Here is a 20,731-nt window from a genome sequence, read left to right as displayed (position 1 = left end):
AGCGTCCCAAGTCCAGCAGGCTCGCATGACGCTCATGCGACGAAAGGCCGAGAAATACGACCTTCCCCAATATAGATATGTCGTAATACGACAAACCTGCGTGTACTCTCGGGCATAGGCTTTGTGGGCGAACGATCGACACGGGAAGATCGGCATGAGCGACAATGACGAGACAACACCGGCGCAATACGCCTCGCCACCCTGTTTCATGCACGAACTCGATCCGGCCTTTCAGCAGGCACTGTCCGATTGGAGCGATGTACGGCGTTGGCGCAAGGCCGAGCGCGAAAGGCTGATTGCTGCGCGGCTGGCCATCTCTGCCGATGTCCGCACGACAATGGCCGGGCGCATTGCCGAGGGGCTTGACGCCGCGATCGGCAATGTTGCCGGCAAAATGATCAGTCTTTACTGGCCCTTCCGTGGCGAGCCGGACCTGCGCGGCTGGATGGACAGTGTGAATGAGCGTGGCGGACGCACCGCATTGCCCATCGTTGTCGACAAAGGCCAACCGTTGATCTTCCGCGCCTACAGGCATGGCGACAGACTGGAGCGTGGCGTCTGGAACATCCCGATCCCGGCTGAAGGCGATCCGGTCGTTCCCGACGTGGTCATCTCGCCGATCGTCGGCATTGACCCCGAAAACTATCGGCTGGGTTACGGCGGCGGCTTCTTCGACCGCACGCTTGCCGCGTTGCCACGCAAGCCATTGGTGATCGGCATTGGCTATGAGCTGCAGCGCATCCCGACCATTTATCCACAGCCGCACGACATCCCGATGGATGCCGTGGTCACGGAGATTGCGACCCCTGGGTGATAAGCCGGGCGCTCCGCTGGCCGGTTGTATAGATCCATAGCCAGCTCAGCGCCACCGCGATCCGGTTTCGCAGGCCGATCAGGAAGAAGATGTGGGCTATGCCCCACAGCCACCAGGCCAGCCATCCTGTCACACTGAACCGACCGAAATCGATGACCGCGGCACGCTTGCCGATCGTCGCGAGATCACCCTGATGTCTATAGATGAACGGTCGTCTCGCATTGTCTCCGGCCAACCTGCTCTTCAGCGTTGCGGCGACATGACGTCCCGCCTGTTTCGCGGCTGGAGCTATGCCGGGCACGGGACGGCCATCGCCGCGCTTTGCCAGCGCAGTGTCGCCGACGACAAAGATCTCGGGATGGCCTGGCACGGTAAGATCGTCTTCGACAACCACCCTGCCCGCTCTGTCGGCTTCCGCGCCCAGCCATTGCGCCGCTGGCGAGGCTGCAACGCCAGCCGCCCATATGATCGTGCGTGCATCCAGCCGCTGATCGCCGAACACCACGCCTTCCGCGTCACAGGCCGAGACTGGACGCCCCAGCTGGACGGTCACGCCGAGTCGCTCCAGCGCGGATTTGGCGTAGGCCGACAGATCGGGCCGGAACGCCGGCAGGATGCGTTCGCCAGCCTCGATGAGAACAACCTTGGTGTCACGGGTATCGATGTTGCGGAATTCTCCGCGCAACGTGGCGTGCGCGAGCTCCGCGATCGTTCCGGCCAGTTCGACGCCGGTCGGACCGCCACCGATGATGATGAAGGTGAGCAAGGCCTGGCGTATCGCCGAGTCGGTTTCGCGTTCGGCCCGCTCGAAGGCGAGCAGCATCCGCCGGCGGATCGTGGTCGCATCCTCCAGCGTCTTCAGCCCAGGCGCGAATTCCTCCCACTCGTCGTGACCGAAATAGGCGTGCCGCGCTCCTGTCGCCAGCACCAGCGTGTCGTAGGCGATGCTGCTGCCGTCGGCCAGCAGAACCCGTTTGGCGTCCTTGTCGATACCGCTGACTGTTGCCAGAAGCGTTGTCACCGCGGGCTCGCGACGCACAAGATGCCGTACCGGCCAGGCAATCTCCGAGGTCGCCAGCGAGGTCGTCGCGACCTGGTAAAGCAGCGGCTGGAAGAGATGATGATTGCGCTGGTCGATCAGCGTCACCCGCACCGGCGCCTTGCCGGTCGCCCTGACGAACTCCAGGCCGCCGAAACCGGCGCCGACCACGACCACATGATGAGGCTCGCTGTTCATCGCAATACCTTCTTGTGCATTGCAGCAAACATGCGGGCGCAAACACGGAATTTCAAGCAGTACCGAAATTCAGACCGCCAGCTATGCCATTTCCGGCTTCAGACCCATCGCCGTGCGGTCGACGATTTCGCGCAATGCAAAGGAGGAGTTAATCTTCGTCACATGTGGCATGGCCGACAGCCATTCCTTGTGGATGCGCTCATAGTCGGCCAGATCGCGCGCCGCGATGCGCAGGATATAGTCGTATTCGCCGGACATCAGATGGCAGGAAAGCACGTTCGGGCATCGTTTGATCGCCGTTTCGAAATCCGAAAGCGTCTTCTCGAACTGGCCGGACAGCGATATATGCACGATGGCTGTCATTTGATGGCCAAGCGCGGCGTTCGACAGGCGCGCATGATAGCCGCGAATGGCACCGGATTTCTCCAGATTGTCGAGCCGGCGCGAGCAGGCTGACTGCGACAGGCCAACCCTTTCGGCAAGTGCCGCATTCGGTATCCTGCCATCCTTCTGAAGCGTGTCGAGAATAGCGATATCAATCTTGTCGAGTGGCATTCTTCGCACTTCCTGCGAAAAAGTGATGGTTCCGCGCAACGATTAACGAATACAGCCCTTATCGGCAAGCGCATTCGCAAACACATGCAACCCGATTGGTGGTTCACTGTTGCTCTTACAGGGAGAAGGTCCGCCAGGACCAAGAGGAGATCACTCACCATGCGCGTCGGTTGCCCCAAGGAAATCAAGAACCATGAATACCGGGTCGGCCTGACGCCCGGCTCGGTCCGCGAATATGTCGCCCACGGCCATGAAGTGCTGGTCGAGACCGGCGCGGGTGCCGGCATCGGCGCCGACGACAATGCATACCGCGCGGCAGGCGCAGCCATCGCCAAGACCGCAGCGGACGTGTTCGCCAAGTCCGACATGATCGTGAAGGTCAAGGAGCCGCAGCCGAACGAATGGGTGCAGCTGCGCGAAGGTCAGATCCTCTATACCTATCTCCATCTTGCTCCCGATCCGGAACAGACCAAGGGTCTGCTCGCGTCCGGCGTTACCGCGGTCGCTTATGAAACCGTGACCGACGACCGCGGCGGCCTGCCGCTGCTGGCGCCGATGTCCGAGGTCGCCGGGCGCCTGTCGATCCAGGCCGGCGCGACCGCGCTGCAGAAGGCCAATGGCGGCCGAGGCGTGCTGCTCGGTGGCGTGCCGGGCGTGCTGCCGGGCAAGGTCGCAGTCATCGGCGGCGGCGTTGTTGGCCTCCATGCGGCCAAGATGGCGGCAGGCCTTGGCGCTGACGTCACCATCCTCGACCGCTCGATCCCGCGCCTGCGTTATCTCGACGACATTTTCGGCGGCCGCGTGCACACCCGCTATTCGACCGTCGAGGCACTGGAGGAAGAATGCTTCTCGGCCGATATCATAGTCGGTGCCGTGCTGATTCCGGGCGCGGCTGCCCCGAAGCTTGTCACGCGCGAAATGCTGTCGGGCATGAAGAAGGGCGCGGTGCTCGTTGATGTCGCCATCGACCAGGGTGGCTGTTTCGAGACCTCGCATGCCACCACGCACGCCGAACCGACCTATGTGGTTGACGACATCATCCACTATTGCGTGGCCAACATGCCCGGCGCCGTGCCGGTCACATCGGCGCATGCGCTGAACAACGCCACCCTTCACTATGGCCTGCAACTTGCAGACAAGGGCCTGAAGGCCATCCTCGATGACCACCACCTGCGCAACGGCCTCAATGTCCACAAGGGCAAGATCACCAACAAAGCCGTCGCCGAAGCGCTCGGCTACGAGATGGTCGAGCCGAAGGCCGTCCTCGCCGCCTAGTTACCAACGGCGAACGCCGTTCTGATGTCCTCCCAATGCCGCCGGAGCGTTCTCGTTCCGGCGGTTCTTTTTTGCGCAACGGCAGGCTCGCGCAATCACGTTCCCGTGCAAAGGCTGCCGGGGATGTTTCAAGCCTCGACAAAATCTGTCGCGGAGAGGTGACAATCCGTCGCGGTCGAGCTAAGGATGAGTCGTCTGAGGCTTCGCGAGGGGCCTCACCTGTTTGCGGGAGAGAGCAGCGAAAGCTGCCGCCGAAGGGGAAATCGCCCGAAATCTCTCAGGCAAAAGAACCGTAGACGGGAAAGACACTCTGGAAAGTCGAGGGCACCAAAACCCTCGCGCCGAAGGTGTAAGCGCTTCCGACAGGGTTCCGGGGCGCGAGTCTCTCAGGCTTCAGACAGAGGGGCACGGAGCGGTCGCATCCAGCGGCCGATCATTGTGCTGCTCTGGAGAAGACATGACGGGCGAAGACACCAAGACCCTTCCACTCGAAGATCTGCATCAGGCTGCGGGCGCCAAATTCGGTGCCTTTGCCGGCTGGTCCATGCCGCTGACCTATCCGGCCGGCGTCATGAAGGAACATCAGCACACACGCGAGCATGTCGGCCTGTTCGACATCTCGCATATGAAACTGTTTGCAGTAAGCGGCGCCGGGGCCTCTGCCCTGCTCAACCGCGCCTGCCCGATCGACGCCGAGGCGCTTGAGGTCTCGCAGTCCAAGCTCACCTTCTTCCTGAATGACCAGGCCGGTATCCTCGACGACCTGATCGTCACCCGGCTGGGCGCCGACCGCTTCATGGTCGTCGCCAATGCCGGCAATGCGGTTGCCGACGAGGCGCATCTCAAGGCGCTGGCCAAGGATTTCGACGCAAAGGTCGAACCGCTCGACCGTGTCTTCCTCGCCATCCAGGGACCCGAGGCCGAGGCCGTCCTGGCGAAAGCAGGCGTCGACGGCAGTTCACTCACTTTCATGCATGGTTTTGAGCCCAGGCCAAACTGGTTCATGAGCCGCTCCGGCTATACAGGTGAGGACGGCTTCGAGATCGGCCTGCCGGAAGCCGACGCGCGCGCATTGGTCGGTCAGTTGCTGGCTGACGAGCGCTCCATGTGGATCGGCCTTGCCGCCCGCGACAGCCTGCGGCTGGAAGCAGGCCTTTGCCTGCACGGCAACGACATCAGCCCGGATACGGATCCGGCAAGCGGCGCCTTGATGTGGGCGGTGCCGAAGGAAATCCGCGCGTCCGGGACCTTCATCGGCGCCGAAGCGCTGCGGGCCATCGTCGAAAAGGGTGCCTCCCGGAAGCGCGTCGGCCTGAAGCCCGAAGGCCGCCAGCCAGTACGCGGCGGCGCCGCCTTGTTCGATGCCGACGGCAATCCGGCCGGCACCGTCACCTCCGGCGGTTTTGGCCCGTCGGCTGGCCACCCGGTCGCCATGGGTTACGTCTCCACTCCGCTGGCCAAAGCCGGCACCAAGCTGTTCGCCGACGTTCGCGGAACCAGGGTTCCGGTCGAGGTCAGCGCCCTTCCCTTCACGCCTCACCGTTACCGCAAAGGATGATTTGCACATGGCCAAGACCTATTTCACCGAAGATCACGAGTGGCTGAGCGTCGACGGCAACGTCGCTACCGTCGGCATCACCGACTATGCCCAGGAACAGCTCGGCGATCTGGTGTTCGTCGACCTGCCGGAAGTCGGCCGCAAGCTCGCCAAGGGTGACACAGCTGTCGTCGTCGAGTCGGTCAAGGCGGCTTCGGACGTCTACGCACCGCTCGATGGCGAGATCACCGAAGTGAACGGCGCGCTGTCGGGCGACCCGGCGCTGGTCAACTCCGCTGCCACCACTGATGGCTGGCTCTGGAAGATGAAGCTCGCCGATGAGGGCCAGCTTGCCGGACTTCTCGATGAAGCCGGTTACAAAGCCCATATCGGCTAAGCAGGACGTGAAACCATGACCGCTGCTCCCTATCCTTTTTCCGCCCGGCACATTGGCCCGAGCGTAACCGATGCCCGCTCCATGCTGGCGACGATCGGCGTACCTTCCGTGGAAACACTGATCTCGCAGGCCGTGCCGAAGTCGATCCGGCTCGACCGCCCGCTCGACTTGCCGGCTGCCGCTTCAGAGGCGGAAGCCCTGGCCGAACTCGCCGAAAAGATGTCGACCAACGTCGTTCTGAAGAGCTTCGTCGGCCTCGGCTATCACGGCACGCACACACCGCCGGTGATCCTGCGCAACCTGTTCGAGAATCCGGCCTGGTACACCGCCTATACGCCTTACCAGGCCGAGATCAGCCAGGGTCGCCTGGAGATGCTGTTCAATTTCCAGACGCTGGTGACGGAGTTGACCGGCCTGCCGGTGGCATCAGCCTCGCTGCTGGATGAGGCGACTGCGCTTGCCGAAGCAGTCGGCATGGCTTTCCGCCATCACCGCGACAAACGCGTCAAGGTAGCCTTCGCCGGCAAGCTGCATCCGCAGACCCGTGATGTCGTTGTCACCCGTGCCGAGCCGCTCGGTATCGAGGTCGACGGCGACACCATCGACGAAAACACTGCAGCGCTCGTCGTCGCCTGGCCGGATACCTACGGCGTCTATGGCGACCATTCGGGCAAGATCGCCGAGGCAAAGGCCGCAGGCGCGGTCGTCATCTTCGTCGCCGACCCGCTGGCTCTGGCCGTCAGCGACACGCCGGCCAGTCTCGGCGCCGACATCGCTGTCGGTTCCATGCAGCGCTTCGGCGTGCCGATCGGCTTCGGCGGTCCGCACGCAGCCTACTGCGCCGTCTCAGACAAACTGACCCGCCTGATGCCTGGCCGCCTGGTCGGTCAGTCGGTCGACACCAAGGGGCGGCCCGGCTTCCGCCTCGCCCTGCAGACACGCGAGCAGCACATCCGCCGCGACAAGGCGACCTCCAACATCTGCACCGCGCAGGCGCTGCTGGCCAACATGGCAACGGCCTATGCGATCTGGCATGGTCCGGAGGGCCTGCAGGCCATTGCCGAGCACGTTCATGGTCTGACGGCGCGACTGGCCGCGGCTCTGAAGGCCAAGGGGCACACTGTCCTCGGCAACAGCCGTTTCGACACGGTGACGGTCGAACTGAAGGGCCAAGCCAAGGCGAAGGCCAAGGAAGCTCAGGCCGATGGACGCCTGCTGCGCATGGTGAACGACGACCTGGTCGGCATCTGCTTTGACGAGACCTCGACCGAAGCAGACCTGCAGGCGATCGCCGCACTGTTCGGTGCCGAGGTTTCCGCAAAGGCGGAGCGCGTCCTGCCTGGCAAGCCTCGCACCGCGAAGGGTTTCCTGTCGCAGCCGGTCTTCCATCAAAACCGCTCCGAGACCGACATGATGCGCTTCCTGCGCAAGCTGGCAGACAAGGATCTGGCGCTGGACCGCACCATGATCCCGCTCGGTTCCTGCACCATGAAGCTCAACGCCGCCGCAGAGATGATCCCGGTCAGTTGGCCGAGCGTCGCCAACATGCATCCGTTCGCGCCGAAGGCCCATTCCAAGGGCTACAAGGCGATGACCGACGATCTTGAACGCTGGCTGGCGGAAATCACCGGTTTCCAGGCGGTTTCGCTGCAGCCGAACGCAGGCAGCCAGGGCGAATATGCCGGCCTGCTGGCCATCCGCCGCTACCACGCCTCGCGCGACGAATCACACCGCAACATCTGCCTCATCCCCTCCTCCGCGCACGGCACCAATCCGGCCAGCGCGGCTATGGCGGGAATGGAAGTTGTGGTGGTGCGCTGCATGGAAAGCGGCGACATCGACATGGAGGACATGCGCGCCAAGGTGGCCGCCCATGCCGCCAACCTTTCCGCCCTGATGATCACCTATCCTTCGACGCATGGCGTGTTCGAGGAAGGGGTGAAGGAATTGTGCCAGCTCATCCACGACAATGGCGGACAGGTCTATCTCGACGGCGCCAACCTCAATGCGCTGGTCGGTCTCGCCCGTCCGGGTGACATCGGCGGCGACGTCTGCCACATGAACCTGCACAAGACCTTCTGCATCCCGCATGGCGGTGGCGGGCCCGGCGTCGGTCCGATCGGCGTCAGGTCGCACCTGGCACCATTCCTGCCCGGCCACATCGACCTTGGCACGGAATACCCGGTCTCGGCAGCGCCTTACGGCAGCGCATCGATCCTGCCGATCACCTGGATGTATATCCGCATGATGGGTGCTCAGGGCCTCAAGCAGGCGACGGAGGCAGCGATCCTGTCGGCCAACTACATCGCCAAGCGGCTCGAGGCGCATTATCCGGTGCTCTACAAGGGCAGCAACGGCCGCGTCGCGCATGAATGCATCCTCGACACCCGCGTACTGAAGGACAGCGCCGGCATCACCGTCGACGACGTCGCCAAGCGCCTCATCGACTACGGCTTCCATGCGCCGACCATGTCGTGGCCGGTGGCGGGCACGTTGATGGTGGAGCCGACCGAATCCGAGCCCAAGCACGAGCTCGACCGGTTCTGCGAAGCAATGATCTCGATCGCCACCGAGGCCGGCAAGGTTGCCAGCGGTGAATGGCCGAAGGAAGACAATCCTCTGGTCAATGCTCCGCACACGGCAACCGAGACACTTGCCGGCGATTGGGCTCATCCTTATTCGCGGATGGAGGCCGCCTACCCTGCAGCAGATCCGGATACCGCTGCCAAATACTGGCCACCGGTGTCCCGCATCGACAATGTCGCGGGTGACCGCAACCTGGTCTGCTCATGCCCGCCGCTGTCGGAATATCTCGGCGCTGCCGAATAAGGCACCGCAATCAGACCATCCAAGAACCCCTCGCAACCTTGTTGCGAGGGGTTCTTGGAGCAATTCCTGCAAAAGTGTGCAGCGGTTCTGCGCCCAGAATGTGCAACGACCAAAGCTGGAACGTTCCGCGTTCCCAGGAATGAAAACGCTCTAGGCGCGCAGCGCCGGCCGGCGCGCCTGCTCTGTGATCCAGCCATCGACGACGACCCTGTTACGGCCGGCGCGTTTGGCCTGGTAAAGAGCACGGTCGGCCCGGGTCAGCATCTCTGTCAATGTCGCCCTCTTCATCGAACCGAACGCGACGCCTGCGCTGACCGTGCAACGCAGCACACCGGCTTGCGTATGGATCTCCTGTCCGGCGAGGTCCGCCAGGATGCTGCGTGCCGCAGCCTCGACATAGTTGCCTTCGACACGCGCGATCACCAGCGCGAACTCCTCGCCACCGAGGCGGAATGCGCTGTCTCCGGCTCGCAAGTTCATTCTGATGACATCCGCGAAGCGCTTCAGCACCTCATCCCCGATGGAATGGCCGTAGACATCATTGGTATTCTTGAAATGGTCGAGATCGAACATCACGACCGCTAGGTCTTCGCCGAATGCCCTGTCGGGATAGCCATCCATCAAGGCACGGCGGTTCTGCAGGCCGGTCAGCGGATCGGTCAATGCCTCGCTGCGATGCCGGGCAGCCATCCGCAGATTGTGCATGGTCATCGGAAGCGCACCGAGCGCGGTGAGACAGGCCACCGAAACGATGATGTTGATACGCTCCGCCCAATTGTCGGGAGCCTTGCCCAGCACCCAGCTTCCGTTGAACAGAAGCACCAGGCCGCACAAGGCAAACGAGGCTGCACAGATCGCAAAGAGCGCGGTCATCAAGGTAATGAGAGCCGGAAACTCCTCGCGGGCCTGCCAGAAAAGCCAGCCGATCCACACCAGAAGCGCCGTGGCGAAGGCATATTCGACCATGAAGGCGAGGCCATCGAGACCTACCATCATCAGGAGCGTCGTGGACAGGACAGAGGCCGCAATCACTGCCAGGACCCTGCGCGCAATACGGAAGTGACCATAGAACTGACCGGCGGCGACAAGGATCAGCGCGAAGCCGCTGGGCAGCAGTGCCATCAGCAATGCGCCGATCCATGGTGCGGATCGCTGGTGTAGCGCCAGAAGGCGATGACATGCGCGGCAATAACGATCAGGCCGACGGCGGCCGTCAGGAAGTAGTGGTTCTGGCGCATCGCGCTCCAGATTACCAGCATGGTTATGCTGAGACATGTGCCGGACAATGCTGCTGCCAGAAGCAAGGACTGATAGTCCAGCATCGTTCGCTTCCCCGCTATCACAACAGCGTACACTGTACGCAATCGTCGCCCATTTTGCGGCAATCTGGCTCGAACGCTCAGGAGAAAGTCACCAGATGGTTTACGAGACGTCTCCATTCGGAGTAGAGCACGCCCAAGCCATGAACGGAACACGAACCGCTGTGATCCAGCCCACAAAACATGGCAGTATCACTCCCTGATTCGTTTTCAAAGCGCATGGACGAAATGGACGATCTTTTCGGCAATCCGGACAAGCAGCCACAACAACAGCCACGCGCCAGTTCGCGCCCTGCGGATCCGCTCGTGCAGGCTGCAAAGCGCACCCAGAGCAGCGCCGCCAAGGATGGCAGCGAAGGCTACAGCGCGGCCGATATCGAGGTTCTGGAAGGACTGGAACCGGTAAGACGCCGGCCGGGCATGTACATCGGTGGCACCGATGAGAAAGCGCTGCACCATCTCTTCGCCGAAGTCATCGACAATTCGATGGACGAGGCAGTCGCCGGCCACGCAACCTTCATCGAGGTGGAACTGGGTGCCGACGGCTTCCTCACCGTCACCGACAACGGGCGCGGCATTCCGATCGACCCGCACCCCAAATTCAAGGACAAGTCGGCACTGGAAGTGATCATGACCACGCTTCATGCCGGCGGAAAGTTCGATTCCAAGGTTTATGAAACCTCGGGCGGCCTGCACGGCGTCGGCGTTTCGGTGGTCAATGCGCTTTCGGACGAGCTTGAGGTCGAGGTCGCCCGCGGACGCAAACTCTACCGCCAGCGCTTTTCGCGCGGCATCCCGCAAGGCGGGCTCGAATTCCTCGGCGACGTCCAGAATCGGCGCGGCACACGGACCCGCTTCCATCCCGATCCCGACATCTTCGGCAAGGGCGCGCATTTCGAACCGGCCCGTATCTACCGGATGGCGCGCTCGAAGGCCTATCTCTTCGGCGGCGTCAACATTCGCTGGTCGTGCGATCCATCCCTGATCAAGGACAAGGATCCGACACCGGCCAAGGCTGAATTCCATTTCCCTGGCGGTCTCGGTGACTATCTGAAAGCTTCGCTCGGCGATGAGATGCAGGTCACGCGCGAAATCTTCACGGGAAAAAGCGAGAAGCAGAGCGGCCACGGCTCCGTGGAATGGGCTGTCACCTGGTACGGCGGCGACGGCTTCCTCAACTCGTACTGCAACACCATCCCGACCGGCGAAGGCGGCACCCATGAAATGGGCTTCCGCAACGTGCTGACGCGCGGCCTGCGCGCCTATGCCGATCTGGTCGGCAACAAGCGCGCGTCCATCGTCACCTCGGAAGACGTGATGATTTCGGCCGCCGGCATGCTCTCGGTTTTCATCCGCGAGCCGGAATTCGTTGGCCAGACCAAGGACAAGCTGGCTACGGTTGAAGCGGTGCGCATCGTCGAAACCGCGCTGCGTGACCCGTTCGACCATTGGCTGGCCGACAATCCGCAGGAAGCCTCGAAACTGCTCGACTGGGTGATCGCCCGCGCCGACGAGCGTGTGCGCCGGCGCCAGGAAAAGGAAGTGTCGCGCAAGAGCGCCGTCCGCAAGCTGCGCCTGCCCGGTAAGCTCGCGGACTGCACGCAGAATGCGGCGGCGGGCGCGGAACTGTTCATCGTCGAGGGTGACTCGGCCGGTGGCTCGGCCAAGCAGGCGCGTGACCGAGCCATACAGGCGGTGCTGCCGCTGCGTGGAAAGATCCTGAACGTCGCGAGTGCAGGCAACGACAAGCTCGCCGCCAACCAGCAGATTTCGGATCTCGTCCAGGCGCTCGGTTGCGGCACGCGCTCGAAATACCGCGATGAGGACCTGCGCTACGACCGCGTCATCATCATGACCGACGCCGACGTCGACGGTGCCCACATCGCCTCGCTGCTGATCACCTTCTTCTATCAGGAAATGCCCAACCTTATCCGGGGCGGTCACCTCTTCCTGGCTGTGCCGCCGCTCTATTCGCTGCGCCAGGGCGGCAAGATCGCCTATGCCCGCGACGACGCGCACAAGGACGAATTGCTGCGCACCGAATTCACCGGCCGCGGCAAGGTCGAGCTCGGCCGCTTCAAAGGTCTCGGCGAAATGATGGCGAGCCAGCTCAAGGAAACCACCATGGATCCGAGGAAGCGTACCTTGCTTCGGGTCGACGTGCTGGACGAAGAGACCGTGACCAAGGATGCCGTCGATGCGTTGATGGGTACCAAGCCCGAGGCACGCTTCAGGTTCATCCAGGAGCGCGCCGAATTCGCAGCCGCTGACGCCTTGGACATTTGAGAGCATTCGGCTGGCGGTTTCGCCCCGGGAGCGGAGATGACGTGGTGAGTTGGGTGAAGCTGAAGGAATGGGTCGGCACGACATTCGCCGGCTCGCTTCAGCCAACCCGCTCGGACTGGATTTTCGCGCTGCGCACCACGTCGGCCGGGCTGATCGCGCTTTTGGCGGCCTACGCCCTCAAGCTCGAGCACCCGCAATGGGCAATGATGACCGTGTTCATCGTCGCCCAGCCGGTCGCCGGCATGGTGCTTGCGAAAGGCTTCTACCGGCTGATCGGGACGGTTGTCGGCGCCGTGGCTGCCATGGGGTTCACATTCGCCTTCGGTGGCAACCCCTGGCTCTTTGTCGCGGTTCTTTCGCTCTGGATCGGCCTCTGCACGCTCGTCTCGTCGCTGCTGCGCAACCCGGAAGCCTACGGCGCAGCACTTGCCGGCTACACCGCGATGATCGTCGGCCTGCCAGCCTTCGGCCAGCCGCACCTGATCACGGATCTCGCGGTCGCCCGCTGCGAGGAGATCATCCTCGGCATCGCCTGTGCGGCGATCACCAGCCGGCTGATCCTGCCGCGTCTCGCCGGCTCGGCGATCACGGCGCGCCTGGAACGCTGCATCCTCGATCTTGCCGCCTATACCCGCGGCGCCTTCGCGGGTGCGGAACCGGCCAAGCTCGACGCTCTTTACCGCAAGCTGGTCGCCGACACGCAGACGCTGGGCGAAATGCGCGCCTATGCCCGGCTGGAAGCGCCAAGCGTGGCGACACGCGCGCACCCGGTGCGGCGGACCATCGGCCATCTGCTCTCCGCCCTGTCTGCCGCGAGAATGCTGCATGCCCATGCTGCCCCGCAGAATGCCGCTCTCCTGCCGGTCCGAGGACAATTGAAGGCGCTTGTCGGAGAGCTCGTCGACACACCGAATTCCCTCGAGAACACAAAGCTTTGGGAGGCAAGGCTCACCACGATTGCCAACGAAGCCTTGCATGCTCCCGATAGCGCCGCAGGCGAAGGCGAAGATCCGGTAGGAACCATCACCCGCCTCACCGTCGCCGGCGAATTTGCGCAATCGCTGCGCGAGGTATTGCGCGGCCTCGATGCCGTGCGGCGGCCGACAACGGAAAAAGCCATGCGACAGCGCCGTCAGCCGGCCCTGATCGTGCATCGCGATCATCATGCGGCCTGGCGCAACGCCATCCGTGCCACGGTAGCCACCATGCTTGTGGCCAGTTTCTGGTTGGCCACCCACTGGTCGGAGGCAGCCGGCACATTGATCCTCGTTGCTGTCGTCTCCAGCCTGTTCGCGTCCAGGCCGGATCCGGCCCAGGTTTCCTGGGGGTTCTTCAAAGGCACGTTGCTGGCGCTGCCCGTTGCATTTGTCGTCGGCCAGCTTGCCTTGCCGGCCCTGCCGGGCTTTGGCTGGTTCGTGCTGTTTGTCGTACCCATACTGGTGCCTGCTGCTCTCGCCATGGCCAACCCGCGGCTCGTCGGCGTCGCCACCGCCTTCGCCATAAATTTCCTGGCCTTCCTCAATCCGCATCAAGGCATGAGCTACGATCCCGTCGCCTTCTTCGCCGGCTCGATTTCGGTCCTGGTCGGCATCCTGATCGCCATCGGCGTGTTCATGGTGGTATTGCCCGTCGACCCGATCGCCACAGCACGCCGCATCGCCGGCGCCATGCGCGAGGATCTGGTACGACTGTGCCTGCATGATCGCATACCGCGCCGCTCGGCCTTCGAAAGCCTTGCCTACGACCGCGTCAATCAGATGATGCCGCTGGTACAGCAGGCCGGTCGCAAGAGCGAGGGCCTGTTCGACGGCAGCGTTGCATCCGTGATGGTAGGGTTGGAACTGCTCCGCCTGCGTATCGACCAGAAAGCCGGCGGCCTGCCGTCAGCCATGACGCAGAACGTCAGCGATTTTCTAAGGCAATTGGCGCGCAATCTGCTCGTACGCATGCCGAATGAGTCCTGGATTGCCAGCATCGCCGCCATGCGCGCGGACGCGGCTGCGATTGCCGCGACCGGTACGCCGGACGCGTTGCGCGTCGCAGCATCACTGCGCGTCGTTGCCGCTGCCGCCGAAGACTATCCGGATTTCTTCCGCAAGGACTAGGATCACCGGCTGTTCGACTCGAGCTGGTCGCGGCATCGGGCGGATCAGGCTATTGCCGGACGCTCCGATGCTCAACGCAATGATCGTAGCGGTAGCCTGCGCGCTGCGCGGGCTTGAGAGCACGATCTCGAAGAACGGTGTCGCGAGGCGTCGTGGGATCCCCGCAAACATCGGCAAAAGATGCACGAAGATCATCGACATATTCGATGTTGATGACCTGGTCGCCGTAGAACCGCGTGTATGCGGAGCACTCGTCGTAGCGATGGCACTCCTCGGATACCGCGAAATCGAATCCGATCTGCTTTCGCTCGCCGTCCGAAAGCTGGGGCGTGTTCTTCTGCCCTGCCGCGAGACCCTGCTTGTGCGCGGCACGCACCAGCAATTTTGCGAAGGCCACAGCGTCGTTGTGCTTGAGCGCGCCCTTCGACCTCGTGAAGGAATCCAGATTGTCGAATTCGACGGCGTCGAACCCCGCGCGGGCACAGTCGGCAACGGTGACAGCCAGGCGCTCCAGCACGGCGGTCCGAAGTTTCTCCGATGATATGTCGAGCAGATGCTCATCCGGCCAATCCGGATCGACCAGCGGCTTACCCTTGCTGTTCTTGACCAGCAACCGGGGCGGCCACGCTACGCTGGGCTGTGTCTGGAAACCGTTGACGTAGCATATGTTGTACAAACCAAGGGCCGGCGCAGCCGTGCTGTCGCGCACGACGACATTGGTTCCCGCCGGAGGATCATAGGCACCGCCAAGCTGGTAGTCGGCCACGGCATCGGAGGGAAGCGGCTTGAGTGTTCGGACCACCCCAGCCTCTTGTTCCGTTGAGTTTGCCGCCCCAGCGCTCTGGATGGAGAGCGTCGCGACCAGAATACAGGTCCATCGATGCATAGTCCTGCGTCACCCTTGGCTGATTCCCACCAGCCAAGGTCTAGGCGGCGGCAATGGCCAATGCATGACCGCGCGCGTTCTGGCGCAGCGCATCCAGATGGATGGATTTTACGAGGGTAGCCAGATCGCCGGCAGCCTGCTGTCCGCCCAACTCCTTGAGCATCAGCCAACTCACTTCCTGCACACCGGCGAGGCGCTTGCCGTTGGCAACCTCGCGCCACACCTTCAGCGCCCTGAGCACGACGCCGTGCATGCCCGACGAGAGCCCTGCCGAGGTGAACAACGCCTGCAGCGCCACATCGTTGCCGCCCGCCAGCAGCGCTCTCACCCGCTGCTCCGATTGACCGGTCAGCGCCACCAGGACCGCACCGAAGAAATCGACCTTGCCATGCGCCACAGTGCGAATGATGAAGGAGGCGGTGAGATCGCCGCGCAGGCGCAGATGCTCGACAAGAGCCGGGTGCTCTCCTGCCTGCGTGCTCTCGATCAAGGTGACGGAGGCCTTCACGCAGGCGTCGCGCAGCACCCTCTCGGCGCGCGCCGAGCCCATCAGCGCCAGCACCAGCGGCGAGCCCTTCAGCGCATCGCCGAGCTTGACCAGCAGCATATGGCGGCAGTCTGCGGGCAGCGTATCATGTGCAATCAGCGCTTCGCGGACCGCCGGCACATGACCATGCCGTTCGGCGATGCGTCGATAACTCATCGACGCGATCGCGGCGCCGGGGTTGCAAAGCAGCGTCACACAGGCTTCTGCCTCGCCGATCTCGGCGATCGCCGCAGCGACCGTCATGGATACAGCCGGACGATCCGCGATCAGTTCCTGCGTCGCTTTCTGGCCGCTGGCGACCCGGTCGATCAGGTCGGCGTCGGTCAGCAGCGGTGAGCGGGCGAGGACAAGGCTGGCGACCTCCGGCTGGTCCGAAGCCAGTGCGGCAATGATCTGCACCGGCGCATGATGGCTCATCGAGAGCGCCTCGGCCATGGCCGCGCGCACCTTGGAGGAGGCATCGTCGAGCAACAGGGTCAGGGCCGCCTCGGCAGCGCACCGATCCTCGAAGGGAAGGTCGCGGTTGACATAAGCTCTGGCCAGTGCGCTGGCCGCTGCCGCGCGCTCCGAAACCCTCGCCGTACCGACCCATTTCAGGAAATGAGGAACAACCATGTTCAAAGCTTCTTACCCCAGCCGGCACACAACCCGGCAAACCCGAAAAAGACGTTAGGCAGAAATGGTTTACGAAGCGTTCACCATAATTCTTAACCAGCTTGCAGCCCCTCGCCGCTCGGCTTATCAAGCGGAAAATGGAGGATCGCCATGCCTGGTCTCTATCTGGAAGAGTTCACCGTCGGCCGCAATTTCCAGCACACGCTGCGCAAAACGGTGACCGAGAGCGACAACATGCTGTTTTCGGTCATGACGCTCAATCCGCAGCCGCTGCACATCGATTTCGACTTCGCTTCCAGGACCGAATGGGGCAGGCCGCTGGTGAATTCGCTGTTCACACTCGGCTTGATGATCGGCATCGCAGTCAACGACCTCACCGTCGGCACCACGGTCGCCAATCTCGGCATGAAGGAAACGACCTTCCCGCACCCCGTGTTCCATGGCGACACGATCCGCGTGGAGACAACAGTGATCTCTGTACGCGAATCGAAATCGAAGCCCGATCGCGGCATCGTCGAACTCGAACACCGCGCCTACAATCAGGACAACGTGCTTGTCGCCAAATGCCTCCGGCAGGCGATGATGCTGAAGAGGCCGGCCTGATGCGATCGCTGCTGTTTGTCCCCGGCGATTCCGAACGCAAGCTGGAAAAGGGTTTCGCTTCCGAGACCGACGTTGTCATCGTCGACCTTGAGGATTCCGTAGCGGCGCAGAACAAGGCGACGGCCCGTGCGGTCGCAGCCGATTTCATCGCCGGGCACCGCTCCAATACAAGGGCTGCCATCTATGTTCGCGTCAACGACCTGACGACCGGCCTCACCGACGAGGATCTGGCGGCAGTCATCAGCTCGAAGCCAGATGGCATCATGTTGCCGAAATCGAACAGCGGCCAGGACATCCAGCAATTGTCGGCCAAGCTGCGTGTCCAGGAAGCGCGCGCCGGCCTGGCCGATGGAGCGATCCGCATCCTGCCGATCATCACCGAAACCGCGGCGGGCGTTCTGGCCGCTGCGAGTTACGCCGGCGCCAGCAGCCGCGTCTCCGGCCTTACCTGGGGCGCGGAAGACCTGTCGGCGGCGATCGGCGCCCGCACGGCGCGCGACGAGCATGGCCGCTACACCGACGTCTTTCGCTTTGCTCGAACGATGACGCTGCTTGCCGCCTCCAGTGCCGAAGTCGCAGCGGTCGACACCGTCTTCCCGAACTTCAGCGACATGGCCGCTTTCGAAGCCGAATGCGTCGAGGCCGAGCGCGACGGCTTCACCGCCAAGATGGCCATCCATCCGGCGCAGGTCCCTGTCATCAACGCGGCCTTCACCCCTTCCAGGGAGGCTGTCGAACGCTCGGCCGCCATCGTTGCGGCCTTCGCCGCAGCCGGCAACCCCGGCGTCGTCGGTATCGAAGGCAAGATGTATGACCGTCCCCATCTGCGCCTGGCCGAGCGCCTGCTGGCGCGGGCAAAGGCAGCAGGCGTCAGCGTTTAGTCTGCCGCTACTCTGCCTTCCATGGCCCCGCATAGTCGGCATAGAGCGTCGAGACATCCGGCCTTGGGCGTTCCGGCGCGGTACCGGAAAATGAACCGATATGAATGAAGCCAATGACGCGCTCATCGGGTGCAAACCCCAGGATGGCACGCCCTTCCGGCACGTCGGAATACCAGTTGCTGATCATGTTGGTGCCGTAGCCCAGCGCATTGGCCGCGATCATCAGGTTCATCGCTGCCATGCCACCCGACAGGAATTTCTCCCAATCCGGGATCTTCGGATGCGCTTTCGGCACAGACACCACGCCGATCACCAGCGGCGCGCGCGAGAAGCGCGCCAGTTCCTGGTCGCGACGGACATCGCTGAGCGGTCCCTCCCGGCTCTCCGCCAGCGCAGCCAGCTTCTTGCCCACCTCGACCCGAGCCTCACCACGATAAAGAATGAAGCGCCATGGCTCGAGCTTGCCGTGGTCCGGCACGCGGGAAGCCGCCGCGATGATGGTGGCGATTTCGGCGTCCGACGGCGCAGGCGCTTTCAACTCGGGGATTGGCGCGGAATTTCGAGTCAAAAGATAGTCGAGGATGGGTTTTGTCATGGCGCGGTTCTCCTGAATTCATTTGGGCTGAAGCGCGCGATGAACATCGGCTGCTCTGGCGACGGCGCGGGATGCGCCGGAAAAGAGCCATGAGGGCTTCCCGCCAGACTCTTCAGCCTTGAAATTGCCACCGGCTTGGGCTTCAACGCAAGGTATGTTCGTCGGGCTTCGCCGTCTTTCGCTGACCGTCATCGGGGCCACGCTCGGCGTGGCTCTGGCGTTGCCTGCCGGCGCCAAGGATCCCGATTCGCTCGAGAAGCTGAAACTGCCCGGCATTTCGACCTATGCACCCCCGCATTCAGGCACGCAACTTGCCCGCGGCGAAGGCGAAATCACGCTCAGCGCACAACTCACCGAGAAGGGTGAAGAAATCACCCGCGGCCTGGTCTGGCGTGTCTTCCGTCCGGAGCCCGGCGCCGACGGCAAGTTGCCACTGGTCGCATCCGCGCAAGGCGGAACGGCCGCTTTTCAGCTACAGCCCGGCAGCTATCTCGTGCATGCCTCCTACGGCCGCGCCGGGGCCACCAAACGCATAACCGTCAGCCGCGATGCCAAGCGCGAGAGCATGGTTCTCGACGCCGGCGGGCTGAAACTCGACGCTACATTGGCTGGCGGCATCCGCATCCCGCGCGAAAAGCTGCGTTTTTCGATCTATGAAGCACGTGGCGGCAAGGATGATGAAAAGGCGCTCATCATACCGAACGTCCAGCCCAACAGCGTCGTGCGATTGAATGCCGGCGTCTACAACGTCGTCTCGACCTACGGCTCGGTGAACGCCGTCATTCGTTCCGACATCAGGGTCGAAGCTGGCAAACTGACCGAAGCGACGGTCGAGCATCGCGCCGCCGAAGTCACCTTGAAGCTGGTGCGCGAAGCCGGCGGTGAAGCGCTGGCCGATACCTCCTGGTCGGTGCTCAACGAATCCGGCGATTCGATCAAGGAGGCTGTCGGCGCCTTCGCGCCGATGGTGCTTGCCGAGGGCAACTACACCGTTATCGCCAAGAACCGTGACCGCATCTACCAGAAGGACCTGACCGTCGAAGCCGGCAAGAACGGCGAGGTCGAGGTTGTCGCCTCAGAGGCGACCGCGATCGACCCGGCCGAGGGTGCGGACTAGAGCGTTTCCGTTTTTCACGGAAACGCGGAAACGCTCTAAGTTTTTGTTTTCGTCGCATTTTTGTAACGCCAAGTGATTCCACTTGGCTACAAAATGCTCTAGCGGATCAGGCAGCAGCGCGGCGGGGCCGCCGCAGGAATTTCGAGCGACGAGCCGGTTCTACAGGCGCCAGGTCAAAGACGGCGCGATAGAGCCTCGTCAGCAGAATCTTGCGGTCGCGCAACGGATCGAGTTCTTCCGGCGTCAGCACCTTGCCTATCCTGACCTCGATCGAGCGGCCCGCCAGCCTGGCGAATTCCCGGATCAGCAGCGAAATCCTGAGAGTCAGCGAGGCCTTGCCGACGAAGCGTGCCAGGCGCCCTTCCCGTTCGGCCAGGTTCATCGGCCCGCTGACCAGATGAAACAGCCTCCCGTTCTGGCCGGCGAAATGCATGGGAATGACCGAGGCCCTGGCCTCCTGCACCAGACGTGCCGGAAACATCTTCCACGGCAGATCCTGGGCGCGCCCGAAACCTTTCGGCGCGGTGGCGACACCGCCAGCCGGAAAGACGACAATGGTGACACCTTCCTTCAGCAGCCGCATCGCCTCATGTCGGATCGCCATATTGGCCTTCACCGCCTCCTTGGTCTCGGCAAAATCGACCGGCAGCGAATAGGGCTCCATCTCTCGGATGCGCAACAGATCCTTGTGGATCATCACCTTGAACGGCCGGCCAAGCTTTTCAGCCAGCGACAGCACGGCAATTCCGTCACCAATGCCAAAGGGGTGGTTTGCGACGATCACCAGCGGTGTTTCCGGCAGATTGACCGGCGGCCATTGGTCGGCGCATCGGACCCGCACATCGATCAGGTCGAGCATGCGCCCGAACACACGGTCGCCCGTCGGCACGATGTTGCGGCGCCACAGATCATAGAGGGCGGCGAAGCGGTCCCGTCCCGACAACCCTTCGACGGAGCGAATGAACCAGCGCGTGAACGCCGGCTGGCCGGCATTGGCGTAAGAAAGTTCCGGGAACGGTCTTTCGCGCGATCTCAGCTTCAGCATGTTTCGTCGTTAATTGAGTTGGATGACGTCAACATGACGCCGATATGAAAACGGCGGTGGCCACACCACCGCCGTTCACCGGAACACC

The 20,731-nt window shown here is 62.9% G+C and carries 18 protein-coding genes and 1 riboswitch; of the genes, 10 read left to right on the top strand and 8 right to left on the bottom strand.

The features are described from left to right. Nucleotides 1-154 precede the first annotated feature (154 nt). Nucleotides 155-814, top strand: coding sequence for a 5-formyltetrahydrofolate cyclo-ligase (locus ACFWYE_RS01715; protein WP_379109188.1), 660 nt, complete (start codon nt 155-157; stop codon nt 812-814). Here the strand turns inward: ACFWYE_RS01715 and ACFWYE_RS01710 are convergent. Continuing rightward, on the bottom strand, nt 789-2,051 hold the full coding sequence (locus ACFWYE_RS01710; protein ID WP_379109186.1) for an NAD(P)/FAD-dependent oxidoreductase: 1,263 nt from the start codon (nt 2,049-2,051) through the stop codon (nt 789-791). The genes ACFWYE_RS01715 and ACFWYE_RS01710 overlap by 26 nt on opposite strands. 81 nt (nt 2,052-2,132) lie before the next feature. After that, complete coding sequence (locus tag ACFWYE_RS01705) at nt 2,133-2,606, bottom strand: Lrp/AsnC family transcriptional regulator (protein WP_024924815.1); 474 nt, start codon at nt 2,604-2,606, stop codon at nt 2,133-2,135. Nucleotides 2,607-2,765: 159 nt separating this feature from the next. Here ACFWYE_RS01705 and ald point away from each other — a divergent pair, with 159 nt between their 5' ends. The 4 genes from ald to gcvP all read left to right on the top strand — a co-directional run bounded on the left by ald (nt 2,766) and on the right by gcvP (nt 8,644). After that, nucleotides 2,766-3,881, top strand: coding sequence for an alanine dehydrogenase (gene ald, locus ACFWYE_RS01700; RefSeq protein ID WP_129414695.1), 1,116 nt, complete (start codon nt 2,766-2,768; stop codon nt 3,879-3,881). 216 nt (nt 3,882-4,097) lie between these two features. Then, a riboswitch (glycine riboswitch) is annotated at nt 4,098-4,184 on the top strand. 154 nt (nt 4,185-4,338) lie between these two features. Further along, entirely contained in the window at nt 4,339-5,439 is a 1,101-nt protein-coding gene (gene gcvT / locus ACFWYE_RS01695) for a glycine cleavage system aminomethyltransferase GcvT (protein WP_379109184.1), read from the top strand. 7 nt (nt 5,440-5,446) lie between these two features. After that, nucleotides 5,447-5,815: a glycine cleavage system protein GcvH gene (gene gcvH, locus ACFWYE_RS01690; protein WP_101935430.1), complete on the top strand. Its 369-nt coding sequence runs from the start codon at nt 5,447-5,449 to the stop codon at nt 5,813-5,815. Between the two features lie 15 nt (nt 5,816-5,830). Next, on the top strand, nt 5,831-8,644 hold the full coding sequence (gene gcvP / locus ACFWYE_RS01685) for an aminomethyl-transferring glycine dehydrogenase (protein ID WP_379109182.1): 2,814 nt from the start codon (nt 5,831-5,833) through the stop codon (nt 8,642-8,644). A 150-nt stretch (nt 8,645-8,794) separates the two neighbouring features. Here gcvP and ACFWYE_RS01680 read toward each other — a convergent pair whose 3' ends face one another. Both ACFWYE_RS01680 and ACFWYE_RS01675 read right to left on the bottom strand, forming a co-directional pair. Beyond that, entirely contained in the window at nt 8,795-9,766 is a 972-nt protein-coding gene (locus ACFWYE_RS01680; protein ID WP_379109180.1) for a diguanylate cyclase, read from the bottom strand. Continuing rightward, nucleotides 9,766-9,966, bottom strand: a complete 201-nt coding sequence (locus tag ACFWYE_RS01675) for a hypothetical protein (RefSeq protein ID WP_379109179.1) — start codon at nt 9,964-9,966, stop codon at nt 9,766-9,768. The genes ACFWYE_RS01680 and ACFWYE_RS01675 overlap by 1 nt, the downstream gene beginning before the upstream one ends. 216 nt (nt 9,967-10,182) lie before the next feature. Between ACFWYE_RS01675 and parE the strand changes: the two genes are divergently transcribed. Beyond that, nucleotides 10,183-12,249 carry a DNA topoisomerase IV subunit B gene (gene parE, locus ACFWYE_RS01670; RefSeq protein WP_379109178.1) on the top strand — a complete coding sequence of 689 codons (2,067 nt, stop codon included), beginning with the start codon at nt 10,183-10,185 and terminating at the stop codon, nt 12,247-12,249. A gap of 44 nt (nt 12,250-12,293) precedes the next feature. Beyond that, complete coding sequence (locus ACFWYE_RS01665; protein WP_379109177.1) at nt 12,294-14,354, top strand: FUSC family protein; 2,061 nt, start codon at nt 12,294-12,296, stop codon at nt 14,352-14,354. A 49-nt stretch (nt 14,355-14,403) separates the two neighbouring features. Here the strand turns inward: ACFWYE_RS01665 and ACFWYE_RS01660 are convergent, their stop codons facing one another. Further along, nucleotides 14,404-15,156, bottom strand: a complete 753-nt coding sequence (locus ACFWYE_RS01660; RefSeq protein WP_379109176.1) for an endo alpha-1,4 polygalactosaminidase — start codon at nt 15,154-15,156, stop codon at nt 14,404-14,406. Between the two features lie 124 nt (nt 15,157-15,280). Continuing rightward, a complete protein-coding gene (locus ACFWYE_RS01655) occupies nt 15,281-16,402 on the bottom strand; it encodes a DUF2336 domain-containing protein (protein ID WP_379109174.1) in 1,122 nt (373 codons plus the stop codon). A 150-nt stretch (nt 16,403-16,552) separates the two neighbouring features. Between ACFWYE_RS01655 and ACFWYE_RS01650 the strand changes: the two genes are divergently transcribed. Together ACFWYE_RS01650 and ACFWYE_RS01645 are read left to right on the top strand one after the other, a co-directional pair. Next, a complete protein-coding gene (locus tag ACFWYE_RS01650) occupies nt 16,553-17,005 on the top strand; it encodes a MaoC family dehydratase (protein WP_379109173.1) in 453 nt (150 codons plus the stop codon). After that, nucleotides 17,005-17,886: an HpcH/HpaI aldolase/citrate lyase family protein gene (locus ACFWYE_RS01645; protein ID WP_379109172.1), complete on the top strand. Its 882-nt coding sequence runs from the start codon at nt 17,005-17,007 to the stop codon at nt 17,884-17,886. Before ACFWYE_RS01650 ends, ACFWYE_RS01645 begins: the two co-directional genes overlap by 1 nt. Before the next feature lie 7 nt (nt 17,887-17,893). Here ACFWYE_RS01645 and ACFWYE_RS01640 read toward each other — a convergent pair whose 3' ends face one another. Next, the gene (locus ACFWYE_RS01640; RefSeq protein WP_379070191.1) at nt 17,894-18,481 is read right to left on the bottom strand and encodes a nitroreductase; all 588 of its coding nucleotides are present in this window, start codon (nt 18,479-18,481) and stop codon (nt 17,894-17,896) included. Nucleotides 18,482-18,635: 154 nt separating this feature from the next. Here ACFWYE_RS01640 and ACFWYE_RS01635 point away from each other — a divergent pair, with 154 nt between their 5' ends. Then, nucleotides 18,636-19,598, top strand: a complete 963-nt coding sequence (locus ACFWYE_RS01635; protein WP_379070189.1) for a hypothetical protein — start codon at nt 18,636-18,638, stop codon at nt 19,596-19,598. A 106-nt stretch (nt 19,599-19,704) separates the two neighbouring features. Here ACFWYE_RS01635 and ACFWYE_RS01630 read toward each other — a convergent pair whose 3' ends face one another. Continuing rightward, nucleotides 19,705-20,643, bottom strand: coding sequence for a lysophospholipid acyltransferase family protein (locus ACFWYE_RS01630; RefSeq protein WP_379070186.1), 939 nt, complete (start codon nt 20,641-20,643; stop codon nt 19,705-19,707). Nucleotides 20,644-20,731 lie beyond the last annotated feature (88 nt).

Source organism: Mesorhizobium sp. NPDC059025, from assembly GCF_042739655.1.
Classification (GTDB): Bacteria; Pseudomonadota; Alphaproteobacteria; order Rhizobiales; family Rhizobiaceae; genus Mesorhizobium.
This window is presented reverse-complemented; position numbering and strand designations above follow the sequence as displayed.